Source organism: Oceanobacillus sp. HCA-5259, from assembly GCF_037892815.1.
GTDB lineage: Bacteria > Bacillota > Bacilli > Bacillales > Amphibacillaceae > Oceanobacillus > Oceanobacillus indicireducens.
Window position 1 is genome coordinate 100,717 of record NZ_JBBKBV010000003.1, and the last position, 24,938, is coordinate 125,654.

Annotated in this window: 27 protein-coding genes and 2 riboswitches; of the genes, 10 read left to right on the top strand and 17 right to left on the bottom strand. The window is 39.0% G+C overall.

Going from position 1 to position 24,938, the window contains the following annotated elements; translation table 11 throughout:
• Positions 1–7: 7 nt before the first annotated feature.
• The 13 genes from essA to WKU33_RS02995 form a co-directional block, all read right to left on the bottom strand.
• The gene (gene essA / locus WKU33_RS02935) at positions 8–508 is read right to left on the bottom strand and encodes a type VII secretion protein EssA (protein WP_340453135.1); all 501 of its coding nucleotides are present in this window, start codon (positions 506–508) and stop codon (positions 8–10) included.
• Complete coding sequence (esaA, locus tag WKU33_RS02940; RefSeq protein ID WP_340453137.1) at positions 480–4,013, bottom strand: type VII secretion protein EsaA; 3,534 nt, start codon at positions 4,011–4,013, stop codon at positions 480–482. Before esaA ends, essA begins: the two co-directional genes overlap by 29 nt.
• A gap of 184 nt (positions 4,014–4,197) precedes the next feature.
• Entirely contained in the window at positions 4,198–4,494 is a 297-nt protein-coding gene (locus WKU33_RS02945; protein ID WP_336251879.1) for a WXG100 family type VII secretion target, read from the bottom strand.
• Between the two features lie 731 nt (positions 4,495–5,225).
• Positions 5,226–5,429: a hypothetical protein gene (locus tag WKU33_RS02950; protein ID WP_156857068.1), complete on the bottom strand. Its 204-nt coding sequence runs from the start codon at positions 5,427–5,429 to the stop codon at positions 5,226–5,228.
• A gap of 356 nt (positions 5,430–5,785) precedes the next feature.
• Positions 5,786–6,124 (bottom strand): SRPBCC domain-containing protein, encoded by a 339-nt coding sequence (locus WKU33_RS02955; RefSeq protein WP_156857067.1) that lies wholly within the window; start codon positions 6,122–6,124, stop codon positions 5,786–5,788.
• Positions 6,125–6,131: 7 nt separating this feature from the next.
• Positions 6,132–6,260, bottom strand: a complete 129-nt coding sequence (locus tag WKU33_RS02960; RefSeq protein ID WP_255454396.1) for a hypothetical protein — start codon at positions 6,258–6,260, stop codon at positions 6,132–6,134.
• A 96-nt stretch (positions 6,261–6,356) separates the two neighbouring features.
• Entirely contained in the window at positions 6,357–6,809 is a 453-nt protein-coding gene (gene lspA, locus WKU33_RS02965; protein WP_340453140.1) for a signal peptidase II, read from the bottom strand.
• A 21-nt stretch (positions 6,810–6,830) separates the two neighbouring features.
• A complete protein-coding gene (gene fosM / locus WKU33_RS02970; RefSeq protein ID WP_156857065.1) occupies positions 6,831–7,253 on the bottom strand; it encodes a FosM family fosfomycin resistance protein in 423 nt (140 codons plus the stop codon).
• Positions 7,254–7,484: 231 nt separating this feature from the next.
• A complete protein-coding gene (locus tag WKU33_RS02975) occupies positions 7,485–8,216 on the bottom strand; it encodes an ABC transporter permease (protein WP_340453143.1) in 732 nt (243 codons plus the stop codon).
• On the bottom strand, positions 8,217–8,924 hold the full coding sequence (locus tag WKU33_RS02980) for an ABC transporter permease (protein ID WP_156857063.1): 708 nt from the start codon (positions 8,922–8,924) through the stop codon (positions 8,217–8,219).
• The gene (locus WKU33_RS02985) at positions 8,921–9,832 is read right to left on the bottom strand and encodes an ABC transporter ATP-binding protein (RefSeq protein ID WP_188859314.1); all 912 of its coding nucleotides are present in this window, start codon (positions 9,830–9,832) and stop codon (positions 8,921–8,923) included. Before WKU33_RS02985 ends, WKU33_RS02980 begins: the two co-directional genes overlap by 4 nt.
• Before the next feature lie 123 nt (positions 9,833–9,955).
• Positions 9,956–11,296 carry a sensor histidine kinase gene (locus tag WKU33_RS02990; protein WP_340453147.1) on the bottom strand — a complete coding sequence of 447 codons (1,341 nt, stop codon included), beginning with the start codon at positions 11,294–11,296 and terminating at the stop codon, positions 9,956–9,958.
• A 20-nt stretch (positions 11,297–11,316) separates the two neighbouring features.
• On the bottom strand, positions 11,317–11,985 hold the full coding sequence (locus tag WKU33_RS02995) for a response regulator transcription factor (protein WP_188859317.1): 669 nt from the start codon (positions 11,983–11,985) through the stop codon (positions 11,317–11,319).
• Positions 11,986–12,141: 156 nt separating this feature from the next.
• Here WKU33_RS02995 and WKU33_RS03000 point away from each other — a divergent pair, with 156 nt between their 5' ends.
• Positions 12,142–12,381 (top strand): thioredoxin family protein, encoded by a 240-nt coding sequence (locus WKU33_RS03000; protein WP_156857059.1) that lies wholly within the window; start codon positions 12,142–12,144, stop codon positions 12,379–12,381.
• 163 nt (positions 12,382–12,544) lie between these two features.
• Here WKU33_RS03000 and WKU33_RS03005 read toward each other — a convergent pair whose 3' ends face one another.
• Positions 12,545–13,462: a LysR family transcriptional regulator gene (locus WKU33_RS03005; protein WP_340453150.1), complete on the bottom strand. Its 918-nt coding sequence runs from the start codon at positions 13,460–13,462 to the stop codon at positions 12,545–12,547.
• A 299-nt stretch (positions 13,463–13,761) separates the two neighbouring features.
• On the opposite strand from WKU33_RS03005, the gene WKU33_RS03010 reads away from it, so the two are divergent.
• The 4 genes from WKU33_RS03010 (at position 13,762) to WKU33_RS03025 (ending at position 17,410) form a co-directional block, all read left to right on the top strand.
• On the top strand, positions 13,762–14,202 hold the full coding sequence (locus WKU33_RS03010) for a hypothetical protein (protein WP_188859326.1): 441 nt from the start codon (positions 13,762–13,764) through the stop codon (positions 14,200–14,202).
• 129 nt (positions 14,203–14,331) lie between these two features.
• Positions 14,332–14,435, top strand: a riboswitch (SAM riboswitch).
• Between the two features lie 75 nt (positions 14,436–14,510).
• Positions 14,511–15,263, top strand: a complete 753-nt coding sequence (locus WKU33_RS03015) for a cyclase family protein (RefSeq protein WP_445321674.1) — start codon at positions 14,511–14,513, stop codon at positions 15,261–15,263.
• 283 nt (positions 15,264–15,546) lie between these two features.
• Positions 15,547–16,467 (top strand): ABC transporter ATP-binding protein, encoded by a 921-nt coding sequence (locus WKU33_RS03020; RefSeq protein ID WP_156857056.1) that lies wholly within the window; start codon positions 15,547–15,549, stop codon positions 16,465–16,467.
• Positions 16,460–17,410: an ABC transporter permease gene (locus WKU33_RS03025; protein WP_188859322.1), complete on the top strand. Its 951-nt coding sequence runs from the start codon at positions 16,460–16,462 to the stop codon at positions 17,408–17,410. The genes WKU33_RS03020 and WKU33_RS03025 overlap by 8 nt, the downstream gene beginning before the upstream one ends.
• 191 nt (positions 17,411–17,601) lie before the next feature.
• Here the strand turns inward: WKU33_RS03025 and WKU33_RS03030 are convergent, their stop codons facing one another.
• The gene (locus WKU33_RS03030) at positions 17,602–17,955 is read right to left on the bottom strand and encodes a CrcB family protein (protein WP_188859328.1); all 354 of its coding nucleotides are present in this window, start codon (positions 17,953–17,955) and stop codon (positions 17,602–17,604) included.
• A gap of 5 nt (positions 17,956–17,960) precedes the next feature.
• Entirely contained in the window at positions 17,961–18,335 is a 375-nt protein-coding gene (gene crcB, locus WKU33_RS03035; protein ID WP_188859323.1) for a fluoride efflux transporter CrcB, read from the bottom strand.
• Between the two features lie 431 nt (positions 18,336–18,766).
• Between crcB and norA the strand changes: the two genes are divergently transcribed.
• The 5 genes from norA to WKU33_RS03060 all read left to right on the top strand — a co-directional run bounded on the left by norA (position 18,767) and on the right by WKU33_RS03060 (position 23,725).
• The gene (gene norA / locus WKU33_RS03040; RefSeq protein WP_188859324.1) at positions 18,767–19,939 is read left to right on the top strand and encodes a multidrug efflux MFS transporter NorA; all 1,173 of its coding nucleotides are present in this window, start codon (positions 18,767–18,769) and stop codon (positions 19,937–19,939) included.
• A 61-nt stretch (positions 19,940–20,000) separates the two neighbouring features.
• Positions 20,001–20,102, top strand: a riboswitch (TPP riboswitch).
• 79 nt (positions 20,103–20,181) lie between these two features.
• Entirely contained in the window at positions 20,182–20,766 is a 585-nt protein-coding gene (locus WKU33_RS03045) for a YkoF family thiamine/hydroxymethylpyrimidine-binding protein (RefSeq protein WP_336253059.1), read from the top strand.
• 17 nt (positions 20,767–20,783) lie between these two features.
• On the top strand, positions 20,784–21,389 hold the full coding sequence (locus WKU33_RS03050) for an ECF transporter S component (RefSeq protein WP_156857049.1): 606 nt from the start codon (positions 20,784–20,786) through the stop codon (positions 21,387–21,389).
• Positions 21,370–22,962 carry an ABC transporter ATP-binding protein gene (locus tag WKU33_RS03055; protein ID WP_156857048.1) on the top strand — a complete coding sequence of 531 codons (1,593 nt, stop codon included), beginning with the start codon at positions 21,370–21,372 and terminating at the stop codon, positions 22,960–22,962. The genes WKU33_RS03050 and WKU33_RS03055 overlap by 20 nt, the downstream gene beginning before the upstream one ends.
• Positions 22,937–23,725: an energy-coupling factor transporter transmembrane component T family protein gene (locus tag WKU33_RS03060; protein WP_336253060.1), complete on the top strand. Its 789-nt coding sequence runs from the start codon at positions 22,937–22,939 to the stop codon at positions 23,723–23,725. The genes WKU33_RS03055 and WKU33_RS03060 overlap by 26 nt, the downstream gene beginning before the upstream one ends.
• A gap of 384 nt (positions 23,726–24,109) precedes the next feature.
• On the opposite strand, the gene WKU33_RS03065 is transcribed toward WKU33_RS03060, so the two are convergent.
• Positions 24,110–24,913: an MBL fold metallo-hydrolase gene (locus WKU33_RS03065; protein WP_340453158.1), complete on the bottom strand. Its 804-nt coding sequence runs from the start codon at positions 24,911–24,913 to the stop codon at positions 24,110–24,112.
• Between the last annotated feature and the right edge of the window lie 25 nt (positions 24,914–24,938).

A 24,938-nucleotide genomic window follows, 5' to 3' on the forward strand; every position in this document is an offset into this window, starting at 1 on the left:
CATTCTCCTAATCAAACAAGGACCGCATTGCGGCATAAAGGCCAACAAATAATAATATCCCTATTCCGATAAATACAGCCATTAGCGTGTTGCTTAGACTGCTGCTTGAGGAGGACTCCTCCGTCACCCGATCTTTACTGGCGGCTACGGCAGTATATTCTTCCGAGAACAGGCTGTCTCTTACATCTTGGGTGGTTGTGGCTGTCTCTTTATCGATGAAAAATATGGATTGCTCTAACCCCTTCATCTTTCTTTCTCTCTCAAGCTCTATTTCTGCAATTTCTTCTTTCGTTTCTTCCATAAATAGTGTTGGAAATACTTTTTCCAACTCTGTTTCCCGGAGGTTTGTATTTTCATTTTGGCCTTTCATGATTCGGTCCGTTTTAATTTGCAAATTTCCGCGTGTATCTTCATCAGCAACTACTGACATCGGTATGAATACTAGTACTCCTAAACATAGACAATGTAAAATGAAATACTTAGCTAGCTTCATTTTCTGAACCTTCATCCTCGAGGTCCCCTTTTCCATCTCTGTTTATGACAAGTAAATTTGCTAGTGCACCTATCAGGATTAACCCGCCGATAACAATCATCGCTAGTAAGTAATTTGCATGACCCTGTCCTACTTGCATCAGGAGTCTTTCTACATATTGTAGCGGTGAATAATTCCTTAGAAAATCTAAACCGGTTATTCCTGTTCCAAATGCGTTTGTTGTAAACAGATACATACTCAGGACAATTAATAGAACGAACATACCAAGCATTTTTAACTGCCTTAGTAAATACGTTGCCACTAGCAACATGCCAGTAATTAATACTGTGACGAGCACTATCCAGAGCACCATACCACCATCACTTATGCCAAGGAAATGACTAGAAATAAGACCTACTGTTAATCCTTCCAGTACACCAATGCCTGCTGTAATAATCGTGATTGGTATATTTGTGTCCATCAAGGATTTTTCCTCAGCAAATTGATTTGCTTCAGTTCGCCTTTGCTGCAGCGTTGATAAAACATAAGCAGTGAAAAACACCACAATGAATATCGAAAGGACTAGAAAATATGGTGGTGCGTTATCACCGGATGTAATCGTCCCTTCATTACTTGTTAGGACGGGATTGGACAGGAAGTTATATAAGTTTTCATTCTCCCTTTCTCCTAACCGACTATTTGCAAGTACATCGGCAAAGTTAGTTGCAAATACTTGGTCATCCAACAGCTTATCCGTCATATTTCTGGATAGCTGGTCAGCCTGTGTTACGAGAGTTACGCCGCTTTGTTCAATGTCTTCAGCCTGATTATCAATCGTATCCAGTGTTTCATAAACCGTTTCCGCATTGCTCAAATTCCCCTTTGCCTCTTCAACAATAGATTGGCTGTTAGAGAGAAGCGGCTCGAAGCCATTGTAGAGCGACATCACGGCCATCTGTTCCTCCCCGTCATTCGCTTCGATTACACGATGTGCTTCCATTAGGTTTGTGCTCTGCTCACGCCAATTGATTACTTGTTCGAGTATGTCACCAAGGTTATCATTTAAAGTTTGCGCAGCCCGTCCTGTATTCTCTATTTCTTCCATGATGTCTTGAAGTTGTTCATTCGTAACTTTATTGACATTTTGTTTAAAGTTAGCAATGTTTTCCTGGAAGCGGGCTAGCGGTGTTTCAATTTCTCTATAGATGCTCGCAATTACTGCATCCACCATTTCTCCCGTAATAATTTCTTCAATATCCGTATGGTTAAAGAATTTGTAAAGCGAATTTCTGCCGTTCTCTAGTGCTAAGTTCTTTAGACCGATTTTCTCTATTTTATTTTTTATATCTGCTGTATCCATTTCCATTACTCCGGTACCGAAATAATTGTCAAATGTAGCATACAGCTGTTGATACGGGCTTATCGTATCCGTAACAACACGAATTAAAGCTGCTGTTGCATCATCCATCTTGTTTATTGGTTCCGTAATTTGATGACTGATACGGTTATTAAAAACTTTCACTTTCTCTATTTTCTTATCTGAGTCGTCTTCTGTTTCCTCACCATTATCTGTATCGGGATCATCTTCCTCCATGTCTTGTTCATCATCAATGTGATCCTCTTCACCGTTTATAGGCTCGTTACCTGATTCGTGAACCTCTTCCTTTGCCGATTTATCTGAGTTATCTACACCTTCATTACCTGCATTCGTTTCTTCATTATTCGTCTCGTCAGCAACGGAGTCGTCTTCTTCCGGGTCGGTGTCTGTTTCCACCTCACTGCTGCTAGCTGGTGTGGTTTTAGCTTCTTCGCTCTCCTCATTTTCGGCTGAAGTACTTGCCGCAAGTAAACGACTTGGTATCATTGTATAGTACGCACTTGCTTCATCTATTTCTTCTTTTTTAATATATTTATGTTTAAGTTCCCAGCCAATTTTTACTGGTTCAAATACGTCAATATCACTGTCTTTATCTTTTAGCCTTAATGAAATTTCTAATTGGAAGTTTCCTTCTTCATTTGGATCGAGTATTAGTTTATTGTTCTTTTTATAGGCGTTCGTGTAATCTCCCTTAGGTTGACCGGGAAATGTCAGTCCCAATTTCACTAATTCGTATTCTTCTGGTAAATGAAGAGTAAATTCTTGTCCTTTTTCCTCATTCTCAGGAATCCAAACCGTATCTGTTATCGTTATTCCATTATCACTTAAGTGATTTTTTAATCTTGCTATATAATGAGGTAATATTTCATCCTGATCTATACGGGAAGCCGCATAGTCAAATTCAGGGTCCTTATTATATCCTTTTGCGATAGCAATTACATTTTTGATTTCACGTACCGTTCGCTCTGGTAATCCGATCCCTTCAAAATCAGCTTCATTTAATGATGGTAATTTGGAAATTTGTTCATTAATATTTCCTCTGACATTTTTGTCTTGCGTGATAAATAGATTTTTAATAAATTCTTCCTGATCTTCAGATGCCTGCATTATTTCGCGAAACGTAGCAGATACTTTTTCATCCACTTCTTCATATAGCCCATCCAGTCTCGCAACCAGGATGTTGTCAGCTGTGTCCACCTTATTTATTGCATCATTTATCGTTGCTTTTAAATTGCCTATACCAGTTACAATATTTTCTCCATCATTAACAGGTTGTAACTGATAATTAATCCACCGATTCGCCTGCTGTAATTGTTCTAGGTTTTCTTCTGCACCTTTATTATTTAACAATAGATTAAACTGTAGTAATGCATCGCTAAAACTTAGTAACTCAGCGTTATTTCCATCCTTCAAGGAGGTAAAACTATCCAGTTCAGATAAATAGTCTGAAGTTTGACTCGTTCCCTCTCCTAAACGATTTTCAAAGTGTTCTAACTGATCATTCAATCCATTGAAATTAGTTCTAGATAATTCTGTATTATTTTTAATCATGCCAAATTGATTAGTATAGTTGGAAAGTGGCTGGTTAATGTTATGGTTATAAGTGGATGTTAGCTCTGTTTGTTTGTCAACGATTTCTCCAATCGCGTCCTGTGCCTCATGTAAATTTCCTATGATACTTGTAAAATATACATCGATAATTCGACGATTGAATTCATTTAATATGGTACTAGCTGTTCTCTCCGCCTCGGCTTTCACATGTACATCATCCGATGCGTTAATCCGATAATTAAGCACGACTTGTTCCGGTACTTCAGATTCAATGGATAACGCTTTTGTTGAAAAGTCATTTGGTATGACGATCATCATATCGTAAATATTTCGATTCAGACCACTTTCAGCTACCCCACGGCTAACGACGAACCAGTTATGATTTTCATCATTATCCAAGCTTTTAACAAAAGCCTCTCCAAATGTTATTGTTTCACCGTTAAATATAGCACCCTCATCTTCGTTCACAAGGGCAATCGACATAGCTTGTACATCGGCATCTTCTACCGATGCCGAATCGCGCTCTTGATACAATGATGAATACGGTAAGCCTGTAGCCAATAATAGAATTAATATAAGAAACAATAGCCATTGTTTATTTAGTTTTTTCATGTTCTTCAACTCCTGCCGAGCATTGTAAAGCAATTTCTTTTTCAAGTGGAGCGCGGGGAGCCCCATAAAATTCCTGGATTATGTATGTAAAAATGTATGTATAGAAAGATCTATACTTCTTTAACTGCCTTAAAGAATTTTTGAGCTACACAACATTCGTCGTGCAGCTCACGTCAATAGAGAACTATCTAAGTCCAAAGTTTTGAGACAATGCTTGATCTTGTTGTGCGACTGCCTCAGCAGTTTTCGTTAATTGCATTTCAATTTCCATCATTAATTGAGAAAACTCTTGTACTTTTGGCTTCAATTCTCTGAACTGATCATCGAAACGCTCAAATGCACGACCTTCCCATTCACCACGTAGCTCTTCCTGAAGATTAGATAAATCTCTTAAAATCTGATCAATTTGTTCTGAACTTTGACCATAACGTTTCGCCTTTGCTTGTAACTGATCTGGCGACATACGAATTTGTCCTGACATAATTCCCCATCTCCCTTGTTTCTTAATTTAAGGCAAGTAAAAAAGTATCGACAGTTTTGTTACAATTTTACCTACCTAGTAATTAGACTAGTATCCGACAATTACCGTGTCAATGGACGATTGGTCTTTTAATAAAAATGATTAATAAGACCCGAATCATTTAGAATATATATTTTTAAAAGTGGCGGAAAAACATACCATTTTACTCATGTGATTACCCTTTTTCTTGGTTCATTTGGGGGCGGCCGGAGAGGGGTGTGCTAATTTAATGGCGGCGTTCGAATTTGTATGTATACCCGGAAGTTCGTTCACTGCTGAACATCAAAACTCCCTGCTGAAAGAATAGCATTTTTAAAGATGTATAAAACTTTAATTCAATATCTATAAAAACAAAAAAAGCATAAATGATAAGCTCTCCATATAGTAGACGGAGAAATAATAAAAACTATCTGTCTGCTATATGGGTGGCATTTCTTATGCCTAAAAGAATGAGTGAGCATACGTTGAAAGAAGGAATCAAAAGCAGTGTAAGGGCTACGAGGAATGAGAAAAAAGACATTGATAGCTATATTAAATTTTATAATGAAAAATGATTTCACAAGAAATTAAATAGCCTAGCACCGTTAGAATTCTGGTACTAGGCTGCAGCATAGATTTTTTGTTTTCCCCCGTCTACTTAACAGGGCGAAGTTCACAACTCATGCAAGCTTCGATTTATTGTAATGTTACTTCTAATATCCATATTGCCAGTCAACATTATCTTCTAACCAGACAATCTTTGTAATGGGTCCGAATTCTACTTTTTTCTTATTGATTTCACAATGGACATGCTCCTTGGGCTTCTGATGCTTTATCTCCTCATATACCTCATGGCCAATATTCTCCAATACCGTTACGATCTGATCGTCATTGATTAGTAATGCTGTACCTTTCATTTATTTGCACCTTCCTGGAAGATTTATTTGTTTTCACATCTTATTATATATGATGTAACTTCCTAAAACGCATCTACATTACATCCTTCACAAAAGAGTCATTTCTCCATCCAAAAAGTCGTAACAATTGCGGTACAGGGGGTCAGAGCATTTGTCCCACTTTTCATGTACTTTTCACGTCTCCGCTTTATTATTCAGCCCTTTTTAAAAGCTCTTGATAAAGTGAAACTTCATTCAGTAGGGGCTTCCTTCCCTCCCCACTGAATGTTAGTTGAACAGAATCAGGGATTTACGGACTGTATATCCCCCACCTTCACATGTTAGGCGGGCTTCCCCCATGTTTAGATGTGGGGGGATTACAGACCCATTAATGCGTGATAAATCGGATAATATTTTTCCCAATATTCTTTTCGGTTCTCAATCGATTTACCGTCGAGTAGAGCTTCAATCACGTCCAAACAAACATGCCAGCCGGTTAAATCTTTAGCTGTATGGTCGTCGATTTCGTACAAAAATTCCCTAAACGTAAGCTCACAGCCACCTGCTGTTTCCTTTAATTCAAAACGAACCGTATTCTTAGGTGGCCATGTAAAGGAGAATCGTTTATTCGTTTCTACATCAAGTATCTCAATTTGTTCATAGTTTCCATCGCCAAAATTAAAGTGAATGGCTCCTCCAGGTTCTAATGACTGTATTTCTAATTCAGCAAAACCATTGCTTTAGTTTTTCATTTTCTGTTAAGTATGCCCAAACTTCCGCTGCTGAATGGTTTAACCTTCGTACATATACAGCTGTCTTGACTTGGTCTAACTTTTCAATTCTTGCGATCACTGGATTAGCTCCTTTGTATTAATTAGTTCCTGTATTCTTATGTTTTTATTTTAACCGTAGATAATCATTTCATCCCAAATCAATATAGCTTATTGCTCACTCACTTTTAACGCGCTTCCTCCGCTTTAGCCATTGAACGAGCTCATGGATAATAAAGAGAACGATACCAATTTCCAGTGCATGATCTGCTACATTAAGAATTCCGCCAGAACGAACAATGAAATCTGTCACTTGCCCATGTAATAACCGGTCCATTCCATTCCCCACCGCTCCCCCAACAAGGAAACCTAGACTGATATCGATGAGTGGCCCTCTCCACGCTTCACTCCTTCTCAAATAAAAGATGAAAATCACAAATAATACGGAGATAATCCCGAAAGCTCTTGCATATCCAGGGAAAAAGCCACCTGCCATGCCACTATTTTCATTGTAAGTGAACTCGATTCCCGCCCAAGTCACTTTTTCATACAAAGCCAAGTTCATTCTGACAAAGACCTTCGTTGCTTGATCAATTAAAACGACAATAATAGTAATAAGGTAAAATAACATAAGAACCTACTTTCTCGGTACTCAATCAAAGAATTCCATATAAGGTTTGTCTGCTCGATAATAATCTAATCGCTCTTCCAGTGTACCTGTATGGAATTCAAATTTATGCCCGTCTGGATCTGTGAAATAAATGGATTTCTTGTCTTTCTTATCACGGGGACGCCCTTCCAAAATATGCACATTTAACTGCTCTAGTTTGTTATACATTTTTTCAAAATCCGCTTCAGCTATAGAGAATGCAAGATGTGTATAGGATTGGTGAATTTCGTTACGCGGGATGTCCTTTTCTTCATTCAGCGCTAGCCACATTCCGTTCAAATCAAAATAAGCAGTCGTTCGGCCTTTAACAAGTAATCTCGCGTCAAATACTTTCTCGTAAAAAACGATTGAGGTCTCCAAATTGGAAACGGAAAAAAGTAAATGATTAAGTCCTTTAATGGACATTGTAGCACTCCCCTTCTCATATCTTCTATGTATATATAAAGCTTAAAACGAAGGTCTGCCCTTGTATCAGAGTATGACACAATAACAGACCTTAACGTTTAATATCTATTTAATCTCATCAACCTATTCGTATTATAACTAAAACAAGCAGTTAGTAGAATCATTTTGTATCACTTCTTGTAAAATGAAAACACAACTGGGACAAGTGCTCTGACCCCTTGTCCCAATTCACTAAATCATTTTTCTTTGAAAGTAAATATATCCGCCTAGGAAAAATATGATGAAGCTTCCTCCAACTACTGTTAGCACTTGTTCCCAGGGAACGAAGAATACGTCATCTGCGCTTCCCCCGATGTACATCATGGAAAAAGGTTGTGCCCAAGGGTAGAAGGGACCGAACCGTTCCGAGTTCACTGCTAATATCGTTGGTAAAGTGAAAATGACATTTACAGCAAATGGAGCGGCAAAGCTTTTAAAGACAATTGACATCCATAATTGCAGGGCGACAAGTGGAAATGTAGCAAGCCAACCGCCAATAATACTCTTCCAAATGATTTCCAATGGAAATGGGTCTGTAAATCCGTTTATTATTCCAACGATATAAATAGCTCCAAGGTAAAGTAATTGGATTAGAAAAACAAGCAATAACAGGAGCACATATTTGGAAATAAATACATTCTCCCGTGTTACCGGTAATGCTAATAATTGTTTCCATCCACCTGCCTGATGTTCATACCTGCAAATGCTGCTTGCTAATACACCTGTAATTAATGGTAAAAATAATAGAGCATAAGTTAGATTCATTGATAGAACAGCCAAGTACCATTTATTAAATCCACCTTCCATAGAATCATAGTTAAACAGGGCACCGATGATAATCGCAATGAGTGGACCAGCAAATATAATCGGTAAAATTTTTGACTTTCGCAATTTGTACCATTCAGACCGTAGAACAGCTCCCATCTATTTCACATCCCTTCTTGTGAAGTCGAGCATACCCATGACATACAATAGGCATCCAACACCAAGACCTAACAATACATTTATCAACGGCTCATCCCATTGATTCATTAAGGACGGCCATTTCCAAATCATCCAATCAGGCAACATATAAGCGGAATAAGCAAAAATCACACCAAATATACCAGTTGTGATCGGCACCCCCTGGTTCTTACTGACCGTCGCAATCCATAGCTGTAATGCTAATACAGGCAACGCAGCAAAATATGGATAGAAACTATACTTCACCAATTCCCACCACGGAATTGCCTCATCAAATGAAAGGAAAATGCCAAATCCAAGTGTAAATAGCATTAATAAAATGGATGAGATGAACAACAGACAGGCAAGAATTGTAAACTTTGATAAATAAACCATCATCTTGGAAACCGGGAGAGAAATGAGCTGTTTCCAAGCATTGGTCTCATTTTCTATACTTGCTATGAAGGAGGTAAATATCGCAATACCTAATACAAGGGCAAGCGGGGTAAACACACTTATATTTTGTAAGTAATACAACCAATCATTCTCACTTTGCTGCAATAAATATTCTTTTCTTACACCATAATTTACCATCTGCAACGCAACGACCCCAATAGGTCCGAGAAACGTTAAAAACCAGAATCCTTTCCGCTTTATTTTCAAAAAGTCAGTTTGCATCATGCTGATCATACCGCTGAATCCTCCCTCGTCATGGAAAGAAAAATATCTTCCAGCGATCTTTTCTCTTCTTCCACCCGATAGATGGATAGATTCGCCTGCACGAGTAGTCTGACTGCCTCTGCAACCATTTCATTGGAACTTTCATGCAACATAATTAAACCACTTTCATGCTCCACCTTCATTCCATTTGCCAGCAACAAACGCCATGCTTGTTCCGCTTGACTAACTTTTAATGAAATGGCATGGCCTGCTAACGTTCGCATTGTCTCAATAGAATCTTGGAAAATCATCTTTCCCTTTGTAACAATACCTACTGTTGTTGCCATTTGGTCGATTTCAGTCAATAAATGGCTGGAAATAAGCACCGTCATTCCAAACTCTTCTGGCAGCCGTTTAATTAACTCGCGTATTTCAATAATGCCTGAAGGATCCAACCCATTCGTTGGCTCATCTAAAATAAGCAACTGTGGTTGATTTAATAAGGACATAGCAATGCCAAGCCGTTGCTTCATCCCGAGAGAGAAACCTTTCACCTTTTTGTCAGCTACTTCTGTTAGCCGAACAATCTCCAACACTTCATAAATTCTTTGCTTCGGAACCCCTATTATTTTTCGTAATGCTTCTAAGTTTTCATAGGCTGTTAAATGCGGGTAATAGGATGGGTTCTCAACTAACGAACCAACTTTTGCTAATATATTTTTTCGTTGTTGTTTTATATCTTGTCCGAAGATACGAATCCTTCCTGAAGTTGGTTTCATTAAGCCCAAGAGCATCCGGATCGTTGTCGTCTTTCCCGCTCCATTCGGTCCTAAAAATCCATAAATCTCTCCTTTTGAGATTTTCATATTCAATCCTTCTACCGCTAAGTCTTTTCCAAAACGCTTTGATAAGTTTGATGTTTCTACAATGTATTCCATTTTCTCACCTCACTTTTATCTTAAAGAATGAGGTTTAAAAACAAGGTTGGAACTTGTTTAAATTTTGTTTAAAAAAAGTGTACGCGGACAGAAGGTTATCAGCACATACACTCTTTGATATATTTATTTCTTATGATATTTGATTATTTTAACGGTTGTTCCATTGTTACTGGAATGAATCTCCCAATCTAAATTTAATCCCTGCACCATCATATCTATAATAGATAGTCCGATGCCTGCACCACTATAATCCGAACCCTTATCGATTCCATCTCCTTTATCTTTAAACAAAAGTGCATCATAGGTCTCAGTCGTTTTCGTTTTTACTTCTACATACTTTCCTTCCTTTGTATGCCTTAAAATATTTTGCAGCACGTTATCTATGATTCGACTTATCCAAACAGGATCAACCTCCCAATAACTACTATCTAATGGTTGCAAATCGATGTTAATTTCGAAGCCTTCCTTTTCAAACACGGGATACCAAGTGGCTAAATGCTCCCGAACGTAACGTACAATGTCAATCTCTTTTCGCTTGATTTGGTACTTACTCGCCGTAAGCAGGGTGTACGACATCAGATTCTCAATTAACCGGTCCATATCTTTAATCGAGACTTCTAATTGTTGAATAGCCTTATTCCACTCCGCACCTTGATCCATTTTCGAGATGGAATAGGATTGTGCCCGTAACTTAGTCAGTGGTGTTCTTAAGTCATGAGAAAGATTCGCAATTAATTCTTTTCGCAGTCGCTCTTCTTCCTGCTCCCGCTGTTTGCTTTTTCTTAGTTCGTCAACCATTTGATTAAACGTTTGTTCTAATTGGCCAATTTCATCTTTTTTCTTAACTGGAATGGCTAGTGGCAAACCGTCGACATCCCTTATTTCCATTGCTTCTTGAAGGTGTAAAAGCCGTTTTCTAATCCGGTGGAAAAATTGAAAGGATACGATAATGAACAATAAAACAATCGACAATAGTCCGATTATCAAAATATCCCCATAATGATCGTAAACAGACTGCATTGGGAGTTGCAGGGCCTCGCGAGGTATTTCAAAAACAATAAAACCATCCGATTCTTCCATTAATGCAATGACAGTAAAAGGATCACCATCATACCGGCTTTTAATAAAGGATGCAGTTTCTCTTGCACTCCACTCCGTTGGAATATCATGATTGCTACCAATTTTTTCTCGTAATATCCCGGACCCATCTACCCAAAACATTGTAGCCTCAGGAAAGTCTTCTTTCCATTTAGCAAAGTGTTGCTGGATAACCTCTTCTGAAATCTGTTCTAGATGGCTCGCATCTTCATGCCATCTTTCTTCAATCGTTTCCGTGTCTATTCCCTCTTTAAGATAACGGTTTTCAACATTTTCGGCGAATCCGTATACAAATAGTGCAATCGTTATGGAAGCAATTTGTACTAAAGAAATTGCGATCACGATTAGGAGCATGTATTTTGCCAACAGAGACCTGAAGAAATTCCTCATTGTTTCACCCGATATCCAATACCGCGAATCGTTTCAATGACTGTTGGTACAGATGGATTTTCTTCAATTTTTTCTCGTAAATATCGGATATGCACCATTAATGTTTTATCACCTTCGATATAGCTCTCTCCCCAGATACCTTCATATAATTGCTCTTTTGTTAATATTTGATTTAAGTGTCGGATAAAGTACTGGAATAAATGATATTGTTTACCTGTTAATAATATTTCCTCCTCATTATTTTTGTTGATAATCCGCATGTCTTTCGGGTAAATCTGCAAATGCTTAATTTCTAATACTTCGTCATGTCGCTGGAACCTTCGCAGCAATACTTCAATCCGGGCAGCGAGTTCATCGGGATGAAAGGGTTTTGTCACATAATCGTCTGCAAAACGGAGACCTTCCAGTCTATCCTCCACGGCAGTTCGAGCCGAAAGCATAATAATTGGTATATCTGGTGCACTTTTTTTCAGACGCTTGCCAAGAGAAAATCCATCTAATCCAGGCAGCATTACATCTAAAATCGCTAAATCTATCGAAGTCAAATAGCTCTCCATATTTTCCCCAGACTGCAACCATGTTATTTTATAACCTCTTTCCGTTAAATCTGTTGAGACCCAATGACCTATTTCTTTATCATCTTCAATATATAATATATGAACCATATGCCCCTCCATTTATTATTCATGTTTTTTTATTATCATTTACTCTATTCTTTTATCTTAGCATAGTTAAAACCTATCATTACGATAGAAAATTTCTAATTGTTATAGCTACCTACTTGTTCTAAGCTAAATATAAGAGAAAAAGGAGGTATTCACATGCAGAAAGCAATATTTTATCATGCGGGTTGTCCAGTATGCGTCAATGCGGAAAAAATGGTATTAGATTATCTAGATGATTCGAAAGTAGATTTAGAAATTGTCCATTTCGAGGAAAATCCTTCTAGAATCAATGAAGCAGAAGAGGCTGGAGTAAAATCTGTTCCAGCATTAGTGCTGAACGGACAGACCTATCATATTAATTACGGCGCAAGTATGGAAGATGTTAAAAAAGACTAAAAACCAAAACAACACCCGAACCAATCTCCCTAGGGCGACGGTTCGGGCGTTCTGTACAGTGGGACAGGGGGGTCAGAGCACTTGTCCCACTGTATTTTCATAATTAGTATAGAAATGTAATTGATAAAACAGTTCAGACAACTTAGCACCTGAACTGCTTTTTTCATGGATTGATGTTAATAGCCTGATCCTCTACCCCACCTGCTACTGCTTTCGTCACTTCTCCGATAAAGGTTCTGGTTGCTGTACACATGAATTTATCTTTTCGATAGATAATACCAATTTCCCTTTGTGGGGTTGGATTTAGTATTTTCACAACTTTTATATCTTGATTATTTAAATGTTCCAAGTACGGCAGTGGTAAAATGGGGGCTCCCATACCTTTTTCCGTCAGTTGGATAATTGATTCCAATGTTGTCAGCTCAAGTGCCGGATTAATCGTGATCCCGACAGTTCGAGCGTAGCCCTTAATTAACTGCCGAAGTTGATAATTTTCCGGCATAAGTATTAATGGGATATTGGTAATTTGATCAAAGTTTACTGCCGACTTTATCGCAAGTGGATGACCTTTGGGAACAGCAAGTGCCAGTTCCTCTGTATATAATGAAATTTCCTCCAACTCATCATTTCCATTCGGCAGGAACGTAAGACCAAGATCCAGTTTATTTTCCAGTATGCTTCTTTCAATCTCTTCTGTCCGCAATCCATGGACAGACAGTTTGATATTCGGATAAAGAGCTTTGAAGCGAACTAGTGCAGGAGGAAGTAGGTAATTCATACAAGTAAGCAAGGATCCGATTGTAAGCCTTCCTCTTTCCAACCCATTCAGTTCTCCAATTGCCGCTTGTGCTTGTTCCAATTCATAGAAAATCTGCTTACAATGCTTATATAAAATCTCTCCGGCCTCCGTTAATGCAGTCTTTTTCCCTATCCGGTCAAAGAGCGGAATTCCTACCTCGCCTTCTAAAACTTTGATTTGCTGGCTTAATGTCGGCTGGGCAATGTTCAATTTCTCAGCAGCCCTCGTAAAATGCAGTTCTTCACATACAGTCATGAAATATTCCAGCTGTCTTAATTCCATTAAATCCCTCCTCCATCTTTATTATGGTCTAAACATCCATATACCGAACAACCTCAATAACTTTTCCATTATTTCCATTAAATCATAACCAACACACCCTGTATAGAAATCGGGACAAGTGCTCTGACCCCACGCGTCCCACTGGGACATGGGGTCAGAGCACTTGTCCCACTCCAGCACTTTTAACCTAAGTTCTCATAAACTATTGTGGGCTAATTTTATAAAAAGGAGTGGTTCCAGTGAGTAGAATCAATTTCAAATCATTTACCGGCCGCGTCACAAGTGTAGATGACTTTCCGATGTATCCGCCTAATGATAATTTCGGTTGTTACAAGTTTATATCTGTTCAGAATGATGCCGGTACTGTCGTTAACTTCGTTGCAGGACCAGATACGTTCTTTCTATATCAGGAAAAAATCAAAGTCGGGGATCAGATCACCGGTTATTATGATGGGGATGCAGCCACAATTTTAATTTATCCACCGCAATACCGGGCATTAGTTATCGTGAAGGAAAATCCATATAGCCAAGTAAAGGTAAGTTATTTTAATGAGCAATTAATCAGCAGTGACGGCTCTTTGCAGCTAAATATCGGTCCTGATACACAGATGCAATTAACAAACGGGCAAGACTTCAAACAAAACCCTGCAAGGAGAAATTTAATTGTTGTTTATGGTGCAGCAACAAAGAGTATTCCAGCCCAAACAACCCCTTATGAAATAATTATTTTTTGCCGGTAAACTGGGACAGGGGGTCAGAGCATTTGTCCCAGTTGGGACAGATGCTCTGACCCCCTGTCCCCGAATTAAGTGTTGACTTTTTTCTTGTTTCGGTATATTCTATTATTTAACTAATTTCTTAATATTTTTTTCTTATCAAGAGAGGTGGAGGGACTGGCCCTTTGAGACCTCGGCAACAGGCTTTTGGAGTACTGTGCCAATTCCAGGAGCATGCATTTGCTCGAAGATAAGAAGAGCCGGCAGATATGCTACCTAACCCTCTTCTTATTTCAAGAAGAGGGTTTTTTATAATTTTAGGGGGGATGAAATTGACGACAATACAAGCAGCAATAGAATTACAAAAAGCAATCTCACTACTGAAAGAAAAAGAATGGGTTGATTTGACTCACACTTTCGGCCCTGATTCACCGCATTTTGCAGCATTTGATGATGCCGCATTCAAGACACTTTACAACCATGACGATGGGTTCTTTGCCCAACTGTTCTCTTTTGCCGGACAATACGGTACTCATATCGATGCTCCAATTCATTTCGTAAGACATCAGCGCTACCTTGATGAACTTAAATTAAAAGAACTTGTCTTACCGCTCATAGTCATTGATAAATCAAGGGAAGCAGCACATAACCATGACTTCACCTTGACGAAAGAAGATATCCTCAAATTCGAAGCAGTCCACGGTGAAATTGAAGCAGGCACATTTGTCGCCTTACGTACCGATTGGAGCAAGCGTTGGCCAGATAAAGAGCGTTTTGAGAATAAGGATGAAGACGGTAATCCACATCTTCCCGGCTGGGGAATTGACGCTCTCGAATTCCTATTTGAAGAAAGAAAAATCAAAGCAGTCGGCCACGAAACCTTTGACACCGACTCCGCTATCGACGCTGCAAAAAATGGCAGACTCATCGGAGAATATTACGTACTAGAGCAAGACACCTATCAGATCGAACTGCTAACCAATCTGGATAAAGTTCCAACAAAAGGTGCCATCATTTTCAATATCGTTCCAAAGCCTGAAAAAGCAAGTGGATTTCCTGTACGATCGTTCGCAATACTACCCTAAATTAAATCTCTCACAACTGAAGTCACGAGTATTCTTGGTTTATTCATAAAGTGAAACTTCATTCAGTGAGGTAGCACAGAAGCAAAAAAAGTATGGGGTAATATAAAAGCATAGCTCCCCTTAAATCAAAGGCGGAAGTGCCCTTACAGTAAAAGATGATCGGCTAGAAAAACATTTCTGCCGATCATCTTTTTGAATATATTATTACCAAAATCAGTAAAAATGAAACTTTCCCACCCCTTTTTCCGTACCACCTAGAGAACACGATAGAGGAGGGAATAGAATGACCGAAATTGCAATGCAATTGACGAATGTCCGAAAACGTATCGGCAATAAGGAAATCATTAAAGGCCTTTCCTTTACCATTAATAGAGGGGAAGTATTCGGCTTCATTGGACCAAATGGTGCCGGGAAAACAACGACAATCCGTATGATGGTAGGGTTAATGAAACTTACAGAAGGCGACGTACATATTCTCGGCAAAAGTATTAAAACAGAATTTAAAGAAGCAATCCGTGAAGTTGGCGGAATCGTTGAAAATCCAGAGCTCTACCCCTTTTTAACAGGCGCACAAAACTTAAAACAATATGCAAGGATGATTCCAGGGATTACGCAGGAAAGAATTGATGAAACGGTTAAACTTGTCGGTCTGGAAAAAGTAATGAATGAAAAAGTTGGCCGATACTCACTTGGGATGCGACAACGAATAGGAATCGCCCAAGCTTTATTACATAAGCCATCCGTTCTCATACTCGACGAACCGACGAATGGACTAGACCCTGCCGGCATTCGGGAAATCAGACAATATATCCGGAAACTTGCAACCGAACATAATGTTGCAGTTATCATTTCCAGCCACCTATTGTCCGAAATCGAGTTAATGTGCGACCGGATCGGCATTATTAAAAATGGCGAGCTTGTGGCGATTCAAGCTGTGAAAGAAAATACACCAGCAGGCGAACAACAACTGCTGCAAGTGGAAATGGAAGCAACACCACTTGAAAAAGCCCTTGAAGTCGTCAATCGTAAAACACCTGCTGCCCAAACAAACGGTAAAATCACGTTCCAAACCGAGAAGGAGAATATCCCGCTACTCATTTCCGATTTGGTGAAAGAAAATATTCTCATTTATGAAGTGCAAGTCACCAAATCAACTCTCGAAGATAAATTCTTTGATCTGATTGGAGAGAATATCATTGACTAATTTTCTAAATCTCATACAAAATGAAGTGATTAAAATCTACCGTTTGAAATCGACTTGGGCAATGTATGTCATACTGGCATTAATCATTATTGGGGTCGGCCTGTTGGCAAAAACTTATGGGGACTTTATGACATATGAAGAAGATACGTGGAGAGAGACGCTGGAAACAGAGAATGCCGAATACATGAAAGATACGGAAGAATTTCCCGATATGGAGTCCTTTAATTCAACGTTCATTGAAATCAATAATTATTATTTAGAACATGATATTATGCCTGAAAGTTACGGTGCGTGGCAATTTGTAATGGAAAATGAGATGCTGCTTTCCCTTGTCAGTCTCTTTACCATCATCGTTGCTGCCGGTATTCTTGCTAACGAATTCCGCTGGGGAACGATTAAGTTGCTGCTCATCCGACCAATTTCACGGACGAAAATCTTAATATCAAAATATAGCGCCGTACTAATATTTTCATTTATAACGTTTTTATTCGTGCTCCTCTTCTCATGGATTATCGGAGGAATTTTCATCGGCTTTGACGGGATGAATCCTCATATCGTTCTTGAAAAAGGCGATGGAGTGGAATATGTTCCAGTTATTGGGGAGATTATAACCGATTACGGCTTCAGTCTTGTGAACTTGCTCATGATGGCGACATTCGCCTTTATGATCTCTTCCATTTTCAGAAACAGCGCGCTAGCAATTGGACTCGCAATTTTTCTTATGCTAGCTGGAAACCAGATTGTGTTCTTCTTCATAGAACGGGACTGGGCGAAATACATTCTATTTGCAAATACAAACCTGTCCCAGTACTTTAACGGGAACACACCGATGATGGAAGGAATGACACTCGGCTTTTCCGTTACCGTACTAGTTGTCTACTATATTATTTTCGCAGCAATTACCTGGATCTTCTTTGCGAAGCGGGATGTTGCAGGTCACTAACCGTTTAATAAGGTTCCGTCTCAATTGGCGGAACCTTTATTTTAAATAATGCAACGCCTGAAGATGGAGCAGTAACACCGGCCATCGCCTCTTTTTGAAGTATTGGTTACTGAATTAGTTGCATTGCAAGTTCCTCCTTTTTATGGTAAATAGATGATAGAATACCATCCTTGTTTTATAATGCAATCCTCCTAAAAATAACTCCCACAAACAACTCCTAGAAACGCCAAAGCAATCCCCAAAACATACGTCAGCCCAGTGTAAAGGAAAAACTCCCGCTTATTCCCCTTCCTCCACAACACTCCCATCTCAAGTTTCAACGTTGAAAATGTCGTAAAGGCACCAAGAAAACCTGTCCCCAATAAGAGAAGTAATAATTCATCTACCCCTGCACCTATAAGCAATCCGAGCAAGAATGCACCTGTCAGATTGACGAGAAGTGTACCCATTGGTACGGCTTTTTCCGGATCGTTCATCTTCCCCGAAATCGAATAACGCATAATCGCGCCAAAAAACCCACCGACACCAACGATTAATAAATACATCCAGTTCATTTCTCTCCAACTCCCCTACTAACCCGAAAACCAACTTCACACATACCAAGCCCTCCAACCAAACTCACAAAAACATAGACGCACCCAAGTAACATCGACTGATTTTGGAACAACTCAACCGTTTCCACACTGACAGCGGAGAATGTAGTGAACGAGCCGACAAAACCCGTTGTTATCGCTGTTTTCAGCTTTTCATCCAGATGAATCCTTTTAAACAGTCCGTAAGTCAGCCACGCAAGTAAAAAGCTCCCTATCAAATTAACCAATAACGTCGCATAGGGAAAAACATGTTCTGTCATAATTAGAATTCCTATACTATACCGCAGCATCGCACCGAGTGCTCCGACAAGTCCAATATAGATATAAATCATTCATCCAACATCCTTTTTATCACGTATTAACAGTCTGTAATATACCCATCTCTAAACATGAGGGAAAACCAAAATGTTAAGGCGGGCGATATACAGTCCGTAAATCCCTGATTCTGTTCAACTAACATTCAGTGGAGGAGAAGGACCCCCCCCCCCGCTGAATGAAGTTTCACTTTATTAAGATATTAACGCAAGCAACTGTCGCATTTGTAAAAGTCAAAGCAGTTCAGCCATCCTATCAAGCATACATAATGCGCAAAATGGGAGAATAAAACGAGAGATAATTACTACAATTGCTAGCTTGCTTAAATTGTTTCAGGTTGCGAAAATTAAGTTATAATAAATAGTAATATATGCTTGCATCTCTCATCGAATCAGAGTAAAATTTCTATGTTTAGTACAGAATATCATATCACCTAGGAGAAAAAGCTATGAAAAAGAAAGATTGGACATTGACGCTTCTGCTTACAAATATATTCTTTGTATTTTTAGGAATTGGACTTGTTATACCGGTTCTGCCAACTATTATGAATGAACTCGGCATCAGTGGTACTGTTGTCGGTTATTTAACGGCTGCATTCGCTTTAGCTCAATTGATTTTCTCGCCCTTGGCTGGAAAAGCAGTTGATAAATATGGGCGTAAACGCATGATTGTCATTGGTCTTTTTATCTTCAGTTTTTCCGAGTTTTTATTTGGTCTTGGTAAAACAATTGAAGTATTGTTCGCCTCACGAATTCTCGGAGGAATAAGTGCCGCATTCATCATGCCTGCTGTTACCGCATTTATCGCAGATATTACGACGCTGAAAACGCGGCCTAAAGCACTCGGCTATATGTCAGCGATGATTAGTACCGGATTTATTATCGGACCGGGAATTGGTGGCTTCTTAGCAGGGATTGGTACGCGTGTACCATTCTTCTCTGCTGCGGCGTGTGGTTTAATTGTTGCTTTCGTTTCGATTTTATCCTTAAAAGAGCCGAAGTCGAAAACAGACGATATGGCTGATATGACCGAAGAACTCGGCAAAAGTGGCTTGAGGAAAGTGTTTATGCCGATGTTTTTCATCGCTTTTATTGTTATTTTAATATCAACATTCGGTCTTGCCGCGTTTGATTCTTTCTTCAGCCTTTATACTGATCATAAGCACGGATTCACTCCTTCTGACATTGCGATTGCCATTACAGGTGGTGCGATTATCGGAGCGATTTTCCAGGTTGTATTGTTCGATTGGTTAACAAAGTTGATCGGAGAAATCAATATTATTCGCTGGTCGCTCGCCATTTCTGCTATGCTGGTCTTTGCCATGACACTCGCTAATTCTTATTGGCAAGTAATGGCGGTAACCTTCACGGTATTTATTGGGTTTGACCTGATTCGTCCAGCTGTTACCAACTATTTATCAAAAATCGCCGGGAATGAGCAAGGTTTTGTTGGCGGCATGAACTCATTCTTCACGTCCCTTGCTAATGTATTTGGTCCAGTAGTTGGTGGGGTTTTATTTGATATAGATATCAATTATCCGTTTGTTTTCAGCTCGATCGTTATTGTCGTCTGTCTCCTTATCACTATATTTTGGAAGAAACCGGATATTAAAATTGATTAAATACTTTACAAAATACCGAAACATGTATACAATCTGGAATTAGAATAACTGCATATCAAAACATAAGCACTAGGGGAGCTGCGTCATGTGGCTGAGAGGATTAATCCGACCCTTACTACCCGATCTAGATAATACTAGCGTGGGGAAGTGCAGTTTACGAATATTATGTTGTTAAAATTAATGTGTAAACTGCATTCCCCTTAGGAATGCAGTTTTTTTATTATCAATAGGAGGAGATTGGAATGCGTAACAATTGTGGAACTAGTCGAATTGTAGGTTGTCAATTTAGTCTGCACCCGATGAGTGATAATTTTGTTGATATTATTCTATCAACATTAAGTGAGGTTGATACCTCCAAGGTTTGGAAGGAAACAGATGATGTCAGTACGTGTATCCGCGGAAAAATGATCCATGTTTTCGATGTTGCAAAAGCAATCTTCCTACATGCAGCGAATACTGGGGAGCATGTTGCTATGAATGGTACGTTCTCCATCGGCTGTCCTGGTGACACGGAAGCTGACGCGTATATGGATGAAACAGACATACCATTGAACGAAGAAAAAACGAAATCGATCCTCCAAATCGCCGGTTGTAAATTTTCCCTTTATCCAATGGGGCATGAAGATTACATGGATAAAATCTATGAACAAATCAATCTATCAAAGCATCGTAATGTCACGGTTACTTCTACACATTATGCAACAAGATTAGACGGAGACGTTCATGATATCTTCAATGCATTACATGAATCCTTTGAACTCGTCCAAGAAAAAGTCTCTCATGTCACCATGACATTTAGCCTTTCCGCCAACAGTCCTACAAAATAAACCTAGGGAGAAGTGAAATGACAAAGCATTGGAAATTAAAAGAAATTGTTCTCATGTCGATATTAGGTGTCGTCTTCGGGATCATTTACTTAGCATTCTTTCTTGTTGGTCAAGGTATTCGTAATATTCTTGCTCCATTTGGTCTCGCACCGTTTGGGTATGAAATTATTTTTGGCATTTGGTTCATTGTTTCCATCGTTGCAGCTTATATCATTCGGAAGCCGGGGGTTGCCTTTACAGCTGAACTTATCGCAGGAGTTACCGAAGTATTATTGGGAACTGCCGCGGGACCCGGACTTATTCTAGCAGCTGCAATTCAAGGCTTAGGAGCAGAGTTTGCCTTCGCAATAACAAAATGGAAGGATTATCGTTTACGCATTTTAATTCTTTCCGGTGTCTTTGCAGCCGTTTTCAGTTTCACTTGGAATTTATTTTCATCCGGAAATATCGCGTTAGCCCCTGCATTACTTATAGCGATGTTAGCTGTTCGCATCATCAGTGGTGCCCTTCTCGCGGGTGTCCTAGGGAAATGGTTGAGTGACAAATTAGCAAAAACTGGGGTCCTTCGCGGCTATGCCTTAGGAAAGGAGATACAGAAAAAACGTGAAAAAGACGCAGCCTAATCCATTACTTTATGTGGACAATTTCTCATTCGGCTATGAAAATTCGGATAAACCATTACTCAATGAACTGCACTTTTCCTTAAGAGATCATGAGACGACCCTCCTTATTGGAGCAAGCGGTTCAGGGAAAAGCAGTCTAGCTCTATGCCTAAATGGGTTATATCCCGATACAGTAGAAGGCATTTCTTCCGGCGACATCTTTCACCGGGGGAAAAATATACAAGACTATCAAAAAGGAGAGCTCAATCAGAAGATCGGGATTGTCTTTCAAGATCCGGAAAGTCAATTTTGCATGATTACCGTAGAGGATGAACTTGCTTTTACATTGGAAAACAGAAAAATTGCCCCTTCCGAAATGCCTGAGCGCATTTCGGAGGTGTTGTCTGCCGTTGGAATGAATGGTTTTCAAAATCGAAAAATCTACGAGTTATCTGGAGGACAAAAGCAGAAACTTGCTCTAGCAGCTGTTCTTTTATTGGAACCGGAACTATTGATCTTAGATGAACCTACAGCAAATTTAGACCCGGTTTCTCGAATAGAATTTATCCAATTAATTAAACAAATTCAAGAAAAACAAAAGCTAGCTGTGTTTATCATTGAACATCAAATCGAGGACTGGCTGGATATTACCGATCGTATGCTTGTTTTAGGAAAACAGGGTACAATCATCGCAGACGGCAATGCAGCATCCATCTTTGCAAATCATCATTCTTTATTAAAAAAAGAAGGAATATTTTTACCAAAGCAGTTTTCTAACGCTGCCGATCCTTACCCGATTCCTGTGAAATCCCCTCCCTCTATCAAGAGAGATGTCCTAATAACGATAGAGCAGATGAGCTTCCATCATAAGAAACAACCCATTTTACAAGAAATAAACTTAAAAATTCATCGGGGAGAATTCGTCGCCATTGTTGGGGAGAATGGAGCTGGAAAATCTACCTTACTGCAATTAATGACTGGGTTATTAACCCCTCAAAAAGGAACTATAAACTTTTACGATAAACCGGTGGAGCAATGGGAGGAAAAAGAGCTGCGAAAAAGAATGGGATATGTCTTTCAAAACCCGGAGCATCAATTCATCACGGACACCGTATACGATGAATTAACATTTGGAATGAAATTGAATGGATGGTCAACAGCTGAATTAAATACCGCTGCAACCACACTTTTAAAGCAGTTCCATTTAGAAAAAAATAAATACAGTAATCCTTTTTCCTTAAGTGGTGGAGAAAAGCGCCGCTTAAGTGTAGCAACGATGCTGGATGAAACACCAGATATTTTATTTTTTGATGAACCGACATTTGGTCAAGATGCAGAGACTACGAGAGAACTGATGTACATGATTGATAGCTTGAGACAAAATGGAACGGCAATCGTCTTCGTCACGCATGATATGGATATCGTGGATACAGTTGATCGGACGATTGTATTATATCAGCAGCATATTCATTACAATGGCGAGCCGGAAAGTCTTTGGAGGCAAGCTGATCTATTGGAAAAAGCGCGATTACGTCCGCCTTACCGGACTCGAGTACTTCATAAAGAAGGTGAAAGCCTTGATCTCGTTCATTAATCCAACAATCAAAGCACTTGCCATCTTCATTCCTGGCATTTTGCTCAGTTTTACGTTTGATGTGTTTACTCCACTCGTTTATTTTTTATTTATCCTTATTGTGACATTCACGATGAGCGATATCCCCTTCATTAAATGGCTCAAGATTTTTAGCCCATTTCTGCTTGTGGCGCTCAGCTTTGCCTGGATGACCATTCTGTATACAAATCAAACCTTTTCCTATGGCGAAGTTTTATTTACCCTTTTCGGAAGCGAAATTACAAGGGGAAGTATTATAACAGGGATTAGTCTCGCCTTACGATCTCTTTGTTTTGTATGCTTGTCGATCCTATTTGCTTTAACGACAAACTCGACCAAATTCATGCTAAGTTTAATGCAGCAATGCAAGGTTTCCCCTAAAATCACATACGGTATTCTGGCTGGCTATCGCTTCTTACCTATGTTTCGGGACGAACTGCAGATTTTAAGGCAAGCTCACCGGATTCGTGGCTTTGGCAGAACGAAAGGGATAAAAGGTAAATGGCAGCAATTCAGGAGATATTCTATTCCACTGCTGGCAAATGGAATCCGAAAAGCTGAACGAGTTGCCATCGCGATGGAATCAAAAGGTTTTACAGGTGATACAGACCGCACCTACTATCATGAAATGAACGTCTCTCCTAAAGACTGGATGTTTTTCTTTCTTATAGTAGGCGCATTTTTTATCATCCTTGCTTTTTCGTATTACCTTGGGTACTTAAATATATTTGGCAAGCAGTTCTAGTTCTAAGAAGCTCTATAAATACCATCACTTGATTATTTCTACTTGACTAATCATATTAGTTATATTAAATTACTTTATAACAAATTCTCAGGTTTGACACTAAGAATCGCAAAAAACGTTGTGATTTCAATGTTTTTGCGGTTTTTTTGCTGGCTAAAACAGCGTACTATTTTCCTTTTTCGTTTCTTTTAAATTTTATTTCATTTTGGATCACTATTTGAAGTAAAGAACTTAAAGAAACATTATAAAGATTCATCCCAATCCCAATAACACATTTTTTTCTACTTCCCTTTCAATTTAAGAAGATTTTCCCGGATTTTTGAATGAGGGTATTATGTTCAAATAAGACCGGAGATGTTTTTTTGTACGTCCATCGGAAAAGTATTATTTATCCCTTTCTCTTACCACCCTACTTGCATTATCAAAATGAATACTTTTCATCCCTTCAAAAAAAGTATATTTCTCACGTAAAACGTCAATCAGACTTTCATTATCAAGAGGAAGTTCTTCTAAATAATACTTCGAGAAATGAAGCCTACTTACGATTTCCTCTTCGCTTTGCGTAGTAGTCCCATGGCCTGGAACAAGGATCCGAATCGAATGATGATGTAAAATCTGTTCAGCAGTCCGGATCGTCTGTACGTAGTCTTTATAATTACTGAAAATGAATGGAAACTCTACATCGGATAAATAATCACCTGCAAGAAATATTCCATAAGGCTCAATCACTGTAAACAAACTATCCTTTGTGTGCCCAGGCGCAAGATAAAATGTTAAAGTCACTTTCCCCAACCTTAATGTTTGCACGTCTCGGGTTACAACAATATCCGCCGATGGATAGATTGATTTATAATTTCGCTTCAAATAATACATTTGATCAAATGCTTCAATTTCTCGCAATACTGCTTTTTTATTCGGATTTTGCTGAAACACCTTTGTAGCGATGACTTTTGCCTCCGGGAAGGCCCCTGCTCCAATAATATGGTCAAAATCACTATGTGTATAAATAATATATAATTGCCGGTCACCAATCATTTCATCAATACAAGCCCTAATTGTTTCTATTTCTTTAGGAAGCCATGTTGGATCCGTCATTATAACTGCATCCTCTGCTTGAATAATCGCCGAGGTTGTCATATATAGAGCACTTTGGAAAACAGTTATATGTTGATTTTGGAATTGAATCATAAGAATGCCCCCTGATTTTATCACG